The sequence below is a fragment of the Microcystis sp. LE19-195.1E genome (genome assembly GCF_027532095.1).
GTDB lineage: Bacteria > Cyanobacteriota > Cyanobacteriia > Cyanobacteriales > Microcystaceae > Microcystis > Microcystis aeruginosa.
The window spans coordinates 1-10,802 of sequence record NZ_JAPZSZ010000288.1; the positions used below are offsets into that span (position 1 = coordinate 1).

At 41.4% G+C, this 10,802-nt stretch carries 14 protein-coding genes and 1 pseudogene; 9 read left to right on the top strand and 6 right to left on the bottom strand.

Going from position 1 to position 10,802, the window contains the following annotated elements:
* Window positions 1-97, bottom strand: a pseudogene (locus O9300_RS15985) (transposase); the annotation flags it as partial.
* Window positions 98-248: 151 nt separating this feature from the next.
* Window positions 249-539 (bottom strand): small RNA NsiR4-regulated ssr1528 family protein, encoded by a 291-nt coding sequence (locus O9300_RS15990; RefSeq protein ID WP_002732452.1) that lies wholly within the window; start codon window positions 537-539, stop codon window positions 249-251.
* Between the two features lie 20 nt (window positions 540-559).
* Between O9300_RS15990 and O9300_RS15995 the strand changes: the two genes are divergently transcribed.
* From O9300_RS15995 to shc, 6 genes are all read left to right on the top strand, one after another.
* A complete protein-coding gene (locus O9300_RS15995; protein ID WP_002777269.1) occupies window positions 560-1,048 on the top strand; it encodes a BlaI/MecI/CopY family transcriptional regulator in 489 nt (162 codons plus the stop codon).
* Window positions 1,048-1,896 carry a M56 family metallopeptidase gene (locus tag O9300_RS16000; protein WP_287972694.1) on the top strand — a complete coding sequence of 283 codons (849 nt, stop codon included), beginning with the start codon at window positions 1,048-1,050 and terminating at the stop codon, window positions 1,894-1,896. The genes O9300_RS15995 and O9300_RS16000 overlap by 1 nt, the downstream gene beginning before the upstream one ends.
* A gap of 2 nt (window positions 1,897-1,898) precedes the next feature.
* The gene (gene bcp / locus O9300_RS16005) at window positions 1,899-2,366 is read left to right on the top strand and encodes a thioredoxin-dependent thiol peroxidase (RefSeq protein WP_149985767.1); all 468 of its coding nucleotides are present in this window, start codon (window positions 1,899-1,901) and stop codon (window positions 2,364-2,366) included.
* Window positions 2,367-2,814: 448 nt separating this feature from the next.
* A complete protein-coding gene (rpsB, locus tag O9300_RS16010; RefSeq protein ID WP_079210095.1) occupies window positions 2,815-3,612 on the top strand; it encodes a 30S ribosomal protein S2 in 798 nt (265 codons plus the stop codon).
* A 116-nt stretch (window positions 3,613-3,728) separates the two neighbouring features.
* On the top strand, window positions 3,729-4,484 hold the full coding sequence (tsf, locus tag O9300_RS16015) for a translation elongation factor Ts (protein WP_002753383.1): 756 nt from the start codon (window positions 3,729-3,731) through the stop codon (window positions 4,482-4,484).
* Between the two features lie 109 nt (window positions 4,485-4,593).
* Complete coding sequence (gene shc, locus O9300_RS16020) at window positions 4,594-6,501, top strand: squalene--hopene cyclase (RefSeq protein WP_287972696.1); 1,908 nt, start codon at window positions 4,594-4,596, stop codon at window positions 6,499-6,501.
* A gap of 60 nt (window positions 6,502-6,561) precedes the next feature.
* On the opposite strand, the gene O9300_RS16025 is transcribed toward shc, so the two are convergent.
* Window positions 6,562-6,957, bottom strand: coding sequence for a helix-turn-helix domain-containing protein (locus tag O9300_RS16025; protein WP_287972699.1), 396 nt, complete (start codon window positions 6,955-6,957; stop codon window positions 6,562-6,564).
* Between the two features lie 118 nt (window positions 6,958-7,075).
* Here O9300_RS16025 and O9300_RS16030 point away from each other — a divergent pair, with 118 nt between their 5' ends.
* Together O9300_RS16030 and O9300_RS16035 are read left to right on the top strand one after the other, a co-directional pair.
* Window positions 7,076-8,071 carry a glycosyltransferase gene (locus O9300_RS16030; protein ID WP_287972701.1) on the top strand — a complete coding sequence of 332 codons (996 nt, stop codon included), beginning with the start codon at window positions 7,076-7,078 and terminating at the stop codon, window positions 8,069-8,071.
* Window positions 8,072-8,306: 235 nt separating this feature from the next.
* Entirely contained in the window at window positions 8,307-9,212 is a 906-nt protein-coding gene (locus O9300_RS16035) for an Npun_R2821/Npun_R2822 family protein (protein WP_287972702.1), read from the top strand.
* A gap of 42 nt (window positions 9,213-9,254) precedes the next feature.
* Here the strand turns inward: O9300_RS16035 and O9300_RS16040 are convergent, their stop codons facing one another.
* Window positions 9,255-9,545: a DUF3288 family protein gene (locus O9300_RS16040; RefSeq protein WP_004162669.1), complete on the bottom strand. Its 291-nt coding sequence runs from the start codon at window positions 9,543-9,545 to the stop codon at window positions 9,255-9,257.
* A 2-nt stretch (window positions 9,546-9,547) separates the two neighbouring features.
* Complete coding sequence (locus tag O9300_RS16045; RefSeq protein ID WP_287972705.1) at window positions 9,548-10,099, bottom strand: hypothetical protein; 552 nt, start codon at window positions 10,097-10,099, stop codon at window positions 9,548-9,550.
* Window positions 10,100-10,398: 299 nt separating this feature from the next.
* On the opposite strand from O9300_RS16045, the gene O9300_RS16050 reads away from it, so the two are divergent.
* The gene (locus O9300_RS16050; protein ID WP_287730566.1) at window positions 10,399-10,611 is read left to right on the top strand and encodes a hypothetical protein; all 213 of its coding nucleotides are present in this window, start codon (window positions 10,399-10,401) and stop codon (window positions 10,609-10,611) included.
* Here O9300_RS16050 and O9300_RS16055 read toward each other — a convergent pair.
* A partial coding sequence (locus tag O9300_RS16055; protein ID WP_287972707.1) for a hypothetical protein occupies window positions 10,601-10,802 on the bottom strand: 202 nt, incomplete at its 5' end. The genes O9300_RS16050 and O9300_RS16055 overlap by 11 nt on opposite strands.

Consider the following 10,802-nt stretch of genomic DNA (forward strand, 5'->3'; position numbering starts at 1 on the left):
GACATTTATTCCGAACAAACTGGACTGTCCGAATAGCCTCATCAATGGCTTGATATTGAGATGGTTTTCCTCTAAGCTTGTACTCTAAAACAAACATTTTGCGTTATCGACCTACCACGCAAACTACTCTAGCATACTAAAGTTAAATTGGCAACTATAGATTAGAGTTATTCTTAGTCGTGCTTCGCTGTTCTATGCTGGCGGAACTTTTCATCTCCGAGGTGAAACCGAGAGATGAAAAGCCGACATTATAGGTAAAAAGCGATTTCTTTCTCCTTGAGAGGGGCAAAATCGGCGGCTAACAACAGCTGATTTAACTCCTCTTGGGGGATATGTTTGGCCCCGATGCGGACAATTCGCGATCTCATCGTGTTAGAAACCCCGCTTCTTTGTCGTCCTGCTTCCAAACCCATTACCCGGTGATAAAGTTCCAATTTTGCCGGGGGAATTGGGGAACCATCAAAATCAATGCCATTAGCGATCGCCACATCAATGGCATCAGCACCCGTAGTTGTGGTTAAATTAGTTTCGGTGGACATAAAGACAATATAAAGGATCGTTGCTATTTTATCAGGCGATCGATATCCGCCGCTATGATCAGGAAAGTAATCTTCATTTCTGTGTGACTATGGCTCAATTGCCGACCTATCAACCAAAACAGTTATCCCTGGGCCCCCTGGAAGCGGAAATTCTCAATATTGTCTGGGAATTGGAACCCGTTAGCGTTAAGGATGTCCACGATCGCATTTTAGCGGATCCAGAACGAGATCTGGCCTATACTTCTGTGACTACGGTACTGCGTCGTTTAACTAATAAAGGCTGGTTAAGTTGTTATAAACAGGGTCGAATTTTCTACTGGAAACCGATGGTTTCTAAGGAACAAGCACAGGCAATTAAAGCCTACGAACAATTACATCGTTTTTTGGCTATTGGTAATGCGGATGTGGTGGCTTCTTTTGCCGATAGTCTCGATACTGCTAGTGTCGAACAATTAAAAGCGATCGCCTCTCGTTTAGATACCCTTCGTCAACAACGGAGAGAACGCTAATGCACAGTTTAATGTTATTACTAGCATTAACTATCGCCATTGGTTTACGTTGGTTTCTGCCCAGCTATCAGCGTCGTTGGCAGACAACGCTATTTTTCTTTCTCTTTCCTCCTTTGCTGCTGTTAATGACAGTTATATCGGTGGTTTGTATGGGCTATCGTGGGCAAATGTTGGGTTATAACTCCAGTTTAATTAGTTACTTTAGTGCTATAATTTGGCTAGTTTTTGCTATATTTTGTTTGATAAAACTCTCCTATCAAACTTGGCAAACCCATCGGGATTTTAGCAGTTATCCCCTCAAAAAAATCACCGCTCAGAAGGCGAGAGTTTTAGCGATGGATTTTCCCTACAGTGCCAGAGTTGGCTTCTGGAAGTCGGAATTAATTGTGACGCAAGGATTATTAAATCTCTTAGATCAAGAACATTTACAGGCAGTTTTAGCCCACGAACAAGCTCACCAAGAATATCATGACACTTTCTGGTTTTTCTGGTTAGGTTGGTTGCGATCAATGTCTTCTTGGCTGCCCAATAGCGAGAATTTATGGTCAGAATTGGTCTTCTTGCGGGAATTGCGCGCCGATAAGTACGCTTCTGGACAAGTGGATTATTTACTATTAGCTGAATCGCTGCTTGTAGTGGCAGAAAAAGTTAATCAAGTAGCGGAAATAAGTTTCTCCGATAGTTGCTGTGTCGCTCTCAATGATCATTCTTTAAATAATCGTTTATTAGAGAGAATCGATGCTTTAGTCGAGTCAGAAAACCCCGAACTTCCCAGATTTAACTATCAAGTCTGGCTATTGCTTTCCCTCTCCCTCGCTCCTTTCTTACTCTTGCCTTTACACTCCTAAAAATGACCCTAGAAGTTGGACAAAAAGCCCCCGAATTTGCCACCCCAAACCAAAGAGGCGAAATTAGTAAATTAGCAGATTTTGCCGGTCAATGGTTGGTCTTATATTTTTATCCCAAAGATAACACTCCGGGCTGCAGCACAGAAGCGATCGATTTTACCGCTTTGTCGCCGCAATTTCAGCAATTAAATGCGGTAATTCTGGGAGTTAGTCCCGATTCAGAAAAGTCCCACTGTCGTTTTATTGAAAAACACAATTTAACTATTCAATTATTGAGCGATCCCGATCATCAACTGGCGGAAATTTATCAAGTCTGGGGATTAAAAAAATTTATGGGTAAGGAATATATGGGGATTAAACGCTCCACTTTCCTAATCGACCCCCGGGGAAATATTGCCTATATTTGGTCAAATGTCAAGGTAAAAGCCCATGCAGAAGCGGTTTTGAAAAAACTTGAGGAATTGCAGTAGGAAGCCCCTAGTAGTTGATTTTTTCTGGGTACTGATCGCGCTCTTTTAAGTACCTAAGCAAAATTAATTACACATCTAAGCCGTCAGACTTCGTCGTGAGATCAGTAGTTCGACAAGCTCCCTAACATGAACACTTTTTGCTGTGATTAGTAAACAGTAATCAGTGATCAGTAAACAGTAATCATTAATCAGTGAAAAGACAGTAGGAAACTTCTATTTAATGCTGCTCACTTAAAACTCAAATCTGATAACTGATAGCTGTCTCCTGTCTCGGAGTCTCCTGTCTCCCGTCTCGGAGTCTCCTATCCCAACCAAGAAATTAATTTTGCACGACTACTTATGTTAGACTAGAAAAGTTGTCAAAAATCGCACATCTAGGCGATCGGGTGTTTCTAGGAATCTAGAAATCCAGCCCTAGATGGAGGATAAACCCGAAAAGGAGAAAAATATGCCCGTTGTCTCTCTCGCAGAATTGCTAGAGTCTGGGGTTCACTTCGGCCATCAAACGCGCCGTTGGAACCCGAAAATGTCTCAGTACATCTACACTGCCCGGAATGGGGTTCACATCATTGATTTGGTGCAAACTGCCCAATTAATCGAAGAAGCTTACGAATTTGTCCGAGGAGAAGCCGATCGCGGTAAACGCTTTTTATTCATCGGTACGAAACGGCAAGCGGCAGCAATCATTAAACAGGAAGCTTTACGCAGCGGCAGCCACTTCGTTAACCAACGCTGGTTAGGGGGAATGTTAACCAACTGGGAAACCATTCGCGGCCGGGTAGAAAGACTCAAGGAATTAGAAGAATTAGAAAATAGTGGCGCCCTCGATAAACGACCGAAAAAAGAAGCATCGGTACTGCGTCGGGAATTAGGCAAACTAGAAAAATACCTCGGTGGCATTAAAACCATGCGCCGGCTGCCGGATTTAGTCATCGTAGTGGATCAGCGTCGGGAATACAACGCTATCCAAGAATGCCAAAAATTGGGCATTCCCATCATCTCCCTCTTGGATACTAACTGCGATCCTGACTTAGTAGATGTGCCGATTCCCGCCAACGATGACGCAATTCGCTCAGTCAAACTGATTTTAGGCAAAATTAGCGATGCGATCATCGAAGGTCGTCGCGGTGGTCAAGCAGCGGTGGAAGAATACGAGGAAGACTACGATAATGAAACCGAGTACGAGGAAGAAGGTGATTATTCCCAATACGCCGCCGAATTTGCCAGTGGAGACGACGATAACTAGGGAAAATTAGCCATTGATCGCCGCTAGGTTCGGGGGGAAACTTTCCGAGCCTATCGAGCGGTCAAACCTGCCCCTCTCGTGGCATGATCAATTATAAGCAGTAGGTTAGGAATTTTATGGCGGAAATTACAGCACAACAGGTTAAAGAACTTAGGGAAAAGACCGGCGCCGGCATGATGGATTGCAAGAGGGCGCTGACGGAAAACGCGGGGGATATAACCAAAGCGATCGAATGGTTGCGTCAAAAAGGGATTACTTCCGCCGAGAAAAAAGCTAGTCGGGTAGCGGCAGAAGGGATGATCGGCAGTTACATCCACACCGGCAGCCGCATCGGTGTTTTAGTGGAAGTGAACTGTGAAACCGATTTTGTCGCCCGTCGCGAGGAGTTCAAAAAATTGGTTAATGACGTGGCGATGCAGATTGCCGCTTGTCCTAACGTCGAATATGTAAAAGTGGCCGATATTCCCGCCGAAATCGCCGCCAAAGAAAAAGAAATTGAGATGGGACGGGACGATTTAGCCAATAAACCCGATAATATCAAAGAAAAAATCGTGGCCGGCCGCATTGAAAAACGTTTGAAAGAACTTTCTCTGCTCGATCAACCCTTTATCCGCGATCAGAACATCAGTATTGACGAATTGCTCAAACAAGCGATCGCCGCTTTGGGAGAAAATATTCAGGTGCGTCGTTTCCAACGCTTTGTACTAGGTGAAGGGATCGAGAAAGAAGAAACGGATTTCGCCGCCGAAGTAGCCGCCCAAATGGGACAAAAAGCCCCGGAACCCGTAGCAGCAGCCCCGCAAGTGGAGGAAAAAGCCCCGGAACCGGCAGCGAAGGATAATCCGCCCGCTAAAGGCAAAAAGAAAAAGTAAGTTCAATGAAGATAAATCTGGTGGGGTGCGAGTTTCGTACCCTTTTTGTCTTCAGGGAATTATGAATTATTTGCACTCGTGGTCTCTAGAGGTTGTCGAACGGAAAAAAATGCAGATTCAGGACAAAATAACCGAAATAGCCGCTAAAACAGCGAAAGCGATCGAACTTTCTCAAAATTATTTACTTTCTACCCAATACTCTGACGGTTACTGGTGGGCAGAATTAGAATCTAATGTCACCATCACCTCAGAAGCAATTTTACTGCACAAAATCTGGAAAACTGACAAAAAACGCCCCCTAGACAAAGCAGCCACCTATCTGCGTCAGCAACAGTGTCCTAACGGCGCTTGGGAGTTATTTTATGGTGATGGTGGCGATCTTAGCACCACTGTGGAAGCCTACATGGGGCTGCGACTATTGGGAATTCCCGCTAATGATCCTGCTTTAGAAAAAGCTAGAGAATTTATCTTAGCTAAAGGTGGCATCAGCAAAACCCGCATTTTCACCAAAATGCACCTCGCTTTGATTGGTTGTTACGATTGGCAGGGGGTTCCCTCTATCCCCGCTTGGATTATGCTACTGCCGGAAAATTTCCCTTTTACTATCTATGAAATGTCCAGTTGGGCGCGGGGAAGTACGGTTCCTTTATTAATTGTTTTTGACAAAAAACCCGTGTATAAAATCGGTTTTAATCTCGATGAACTCTATACAGAAGGGGTGAATAATGTCAAGTATGAGTTACCAAAAAATAACAATTGGTCAGATGTTTTTCTCTGGTTAGATGGGCTGTTTAAATGGGCAGAAAAAACTGATTTAGTTCCCTTCCGTCAAGAAAGTCTGAAAGCGGCGGAAAAATGGGTAATTGAACGACAGGAAGACACAGGCGATTGGGGGGGAATTATCCCGGCGATGTTAAATTCTCTGTTAGCTTTAAAAGCCCTAGGTTATGATGTTTACGATCCGATTGTTGCCCGCGGTTTAAAAGCGGTGGATAATTTTGCCATTGAGACAGATAATACCTATTGTGTACAGCCCTGTGTTTCGCCGGTTTGGGATACGGCTTGGGTAATTCGATCGCTAATTGAATCTGGGCTAAATCCCGCTCATCCAGCTATGATTAAAGCGGGACAATGGTTAATCGATCAACAAATTCTTGATTATGGCGATTGGGCGATTAAAAATAAAATCGGAACCCCCGGGGGTTGGGCTTTTGAATTTGATAATCGCTGGTATCCAGATTTAGACGATTCGGCAGTGGTGGTGATGGCTTTAGAGTTAATTAAAATGCCCGATGAAAATATTAAAAAAGCTGTGATGAAACGGGCAGTTAATTGGATGGCTACTATGCAGTGTAAAGCTGGTGGTTGGGGAGCTTTTGACATCGATAACGATCAAAACTGGCTTAATTCTTTGCCCTATGCCGATCTAAAAGCAATGATCGATCCTAATACGGCTGATGTTACTGCCAGAGTTCTAGAAATGTTAGGTACTTGTGATGTCAACATGGAGGAAAATCGAGTTAAAAAAGCTTTGGATTATCTGGAAAAAGAACAGGAAGCTGATGGTAGTTGGTTTGGTCGTTGGGGTGTAAATTATATTTATGGAACCAGTGGGGCATTATCTGCTTTGGCTTTTCTGGAACCGAATAAATATCGCCAGCAATTGCAAAAAGGAGCCAATTGGTTAAGCAGTTGTCAAAATGTTGATGGTGGTTGGGGTGAAACCTGTTTTAGTTACAATAACCCTAAATTTAAAGGACAGGGAAATAGTACCGCTTCCCAAACTGCTTGGGCATTAATCGGTTTATTAGCTGTCGGGAAAGTCACCGGCAATTATCAGCGAGAAGTGATTGAAAAGGGTGTTAACTATCTTCTTGTTACCCAAAAAGAAAATGGTACATGGGATGAAGATTACTTCACCGGTACAGGTTTTCCCTGTCATTTTTACCTGAAATATCATTTCTATCAGCAGTATTTTCCTCTACTGGCTTTGGGGCGTTATCGGGCTTTGATTTAGTCCGTTAACCTATGCGTTAAGACAGGAAATAAGCCTAACTGTCTAGCGCATTTTTTATGACTAACTAGGAAAAAATAAATCAGGAGATATATTTAAAAAATTGGCTAATTTTTGAATATAGATAGGAGTTAACTCTTGTTGCCCATCAAGAATATCATCCAGGGTTGACTTACTTTCAAAAATAGATAGCAAATCTTGCTTTTGTAGGTTTTTTTCCTCTAATATAAATTTCAACAATTCAAGTCCATAAATATCAGGTATTGGCTCTTGATTTTCCTCATACTCATAAATTAAAGCCCCTAAAACATTTAGATATTCCCTTTCTTCTACCGTTAATTGGGGTTTGTCTAAAAGGCGATTAATAACCTCCTGTATCATTTCTAAGTCTTCCTCATTGTGAATAGGACGAGGAGGGTATTGCTTTAATAATTCTAAGTATTTATCAGTGGCAAACATAATTTAATAATATCTATGGTTAATCGGCTATTGCCTTTAGATACCTCACACCTTAATAATTAAGTATAGAATAGCCAAGTCTCCAGACTACCGCTTAACCAAAACTTCTATTATCCTGATGAGAAACCTCTATTTTCTTTTGCCCGGTACTACTTCTCCTTTTGGTGGGGGTGGACTGTGGGCAGAAATGAAAACCGTCAATTTGGCTAGTCAAATTTGTACCGCCCAGATTGTGACTTATCGTCAAAAAGAGTTAAATTATCCTTTTTTAGAGGATATACTCGCGAAAATAAGCTCAGATGACAGTATTTTTGTGGTTAGCTGGGGTTTTGATCTTCCTAAACTGGTGCAAAAATTGCGATCGCAGAATATCATTTATCATGCCCATAGTACAGGTTACGGCTTCCGTTTACCATCTGAAATACCAATTATCACTGTTAGCCGTAATACTATGGGGTATTGGGGAGAAAAGGCTCCTAATGCTTTAATTTACTATCTTCCTAATCAAATTGGCTCAGAATTTCTCAATTTAGGCTTAGAAAGAGATATCGATGTCCTAGTACAGGGGCGCAAATCCTCAAAGTATCTTCTCAATCGTCTAGTTCCCGCCCTCCGTCCCCACTGTCGCGTTAAGGTTTTAGATAGCTATGTGGAGGATTTAGTGGGATTATTCAATCGCAGTCGGGTTTATCTCTACGATTCGGCTGAATATTGGGCTGTAAACGGTTTAACGGAGGGTTTTGGCTTACCGCCCCTGGAAGCTTTAGCCTGTGGTTGTACGGTATTTTCTGGTGTTAATAGCGCCCTAGCCGATTATCTCGATCCCGGTTTTAATTGTCAAAAAATCGGGGCTTATTCCAGTCAATACGATCTGGAACGTATTCTTAATTATGTCCGTAATTTTCCCGTTAATTCTTTACCAGCTAATTTTCTCGATGATTATCATCCCGAAAAATTACTACCACGTTTTGAAACAATTTTAAGAGAAATTAATGATTTCTTTGATATTAAAAAACATTATCCGGCTGATATAGAAGGTTTAGAACCCCTGCGACTTAAAAAATTATGGATGCAGAGTTCCCTCGCTAAACTTAAGAAAAAACTGTTTAAGTAGCAGTGATCTTTCCTTCATTATTCGCTAATTCAAAAATGAAACCCACGACTCCTTAAGAGTTGACAGAGAAAGACCGATCGGCTATTCAGTGATCAGTGATCAGTGATCAGTTATCAGTGAACAGGGATATCGGGAGAAAAAAGCTGATGGCTGACTCCCCAAAAGGAAAACTTTCTACTTCACCATTAAGATAACTGGTATATAATTATTTCTAACTCTTACCCCCAGGATATTTATGAAGCGAGGAATTTACATTACCGCTAATGATCGAGTTATCGAGCAGGCGATCGCATTAATGAATAGTATTCGTTTGTACGATCCCGATTCTCCCGTCATCTTGATTCCCTACGACAATAATTATCAAAAAATTGCCGATTTATTGTCCGAAAAATATGGCGTTATTCTCTATCCAGAGCTGCAATTAGTGGAAGAATTGGCACAGAAAATCTATGATATTTTTGGAGAAAAATTCTTTGCTCGTCCCAATCAATTTCGCAAGCAGGTGTGTTGGTTTGGAGAACTAGATCAATTTCTTTATATCGATACGGATATCGTAGTTTTTGAAAAAATAATAGATAATCTAAATTTCCTCGATACCTACGATTTTCTCTGCTGTGATTACCAACACAAAAAAGGGATTACTGATGTCTTTAATCCGATTGTTTTAGAACAAGGAATCTTCACAGAAAATGATCTAAGTGGAATGTTTAACGGTGGTTTTTGGGCTAGTAAAAAGAATCTGTTCTCAGAACAGGAATTATATAGTGCTTTTCAAGAATGTGCCGCTCATCCAGAATATTTTGATTTTTCTCAAAAAACTTCCGATCAACCGATTATTAATTATACCATTCTCAAACGAGTTCCCAATCGATTTAATATTGTCCGCGCTCCGGGTTGTCAAGCGGGAAATTGGGGGGGAAGTTCTCATTTTCAACGTCAGGGGAATATTTTAATCGATCCGAGATTAAATCAGCCCTTAAAATATTTACATTGGGCAGGAATTCGCATTGAACCGGGTTGTCCCTACTGGGATATCTGGAAATATTATCGTTATCTAGATGATCCTAATCCCCCCGCAGATCCGCCAGCAAGCAAACCAAAAAATCCTTTTCAGAGATTATTAGATAAAATCAAATTATAGGTTTGATTTTTCCTCTCGCACCATTAAGATAACTGCTGCAATTTAACTCCAATCCTGTTGCTCCTCGGTTTGGCGAATTTGATACACTTGTCCGTGACTGTGCAGTGGTCGAGTTTTTGCCCATAAACTGGCTTCATCTAACTGCCATTTTTCTAGGATTAAATCTAAATCTCTTTGGATTTCTCTTGCCCCCGGAAAGTTTTGATAACGTATGCGTAAACGAGCGCATTCAGCTAAGTTTAAATCATTGGGTTCTGATTGCAGTAGCTGATCAACAATCGGGCGATCGAGTCTTTCCTGTGGATGTTGTTGTTCTTGATTTTTACTAGCCATAATTAATCGAACCAACCGATATCGGAATCCGTTAACTCTGTGGGGGTAGGAGTGGGGGCAATATAACGGGCTAAAGTGGCCATTTCAAAGTTATAAAGACTGGGTTTCTTAGGCAATAGTTTGGTAATTGCTGACGGTTCAGGGGTGGCGGTGGGACTATTTTCTAGGGTTTTAATTTGATTATATAATTTTTCAATTAACTGTTTTTTCTCAGTCAGTTCTGTTTCTGTCTTGCTTAATTGACTCGATAATTGTGCCACCAAAGTAGTTTTTTCCGAGAGGACAGATTCTAACTGCTCGGTCTGTTGTTGTAACTGCTGTAAACTGACAGAGAGTTCCATATGTTCTTTAAGTTCTTCTTCCAGAGAAATAACTTTTTCTTGGAGAGTTTGCCCATTTTTCTCGGTTTTTTCTAATTCTGCCGTCAAGTCGTTAATTTTTGCCTGTAAGGTGGCGTTAGTTTCCTTAGAACGTTTGGCAGAAGGAGAGGGTTGGGATTCTACCTCTTTATTAGCTTCTGTACGGATGAGATCGTTTAAATTACCTTTGGTCATAAGCTCTGCAAATAGGATATTACGATAGAGTCGGATACTGTCAAGAAATCTGTTGGTTTGGGTAATCGATAATTATTCGCCCGATATACAAGCTTGATTACGCCGGGGAATTGTTCCATAGATTTTATTGTATAGCTTTAGGTCGATCGATCCCTGTCCATTTAAGGAATGAGAAAAAATACCTAAATCTCAGTTTCGCCAGTAAGATTCTAAATTTTTCTGTAGTTAATGATACAGAATAGCAAATTTGTGTCAGACTGAAGGTAGAAGTTGATCGCACCTGTGGCAAGGATAAATTTATGAATATTCAAGAAAAAGCACGTCTTAATTTAACCCAAGAACGACAAGCAGAAGGAATGCTCGAAGAAAATGTCTTAACTCGTACAGAGGAGCTTTTAGGGGAAGGGGAGGCAGGAACTGCGAAAGCACGGGTTTTATTAACTGAAAATCGTCAAGAAGACGAAAAACGTCAAGATCAAATTTTAGAACGTTCCCTCAAAGCTATGCAATAGCCTTGAGGAGATTGGTGAAGACTGGGAATATCCACACAAGTCTAGATAAATAGGGTCTGCTGAATAAATCTAAAAACCTTGTTGGATAAGACTTTTGGACTTTTTTCCCCTCAAAAAGTGCCAGCCATTGCGGGGATCGGGGGGAAAATTCCTGGACTTTTTCCCTGAAAATTAGGTAGTTGACCACCTGA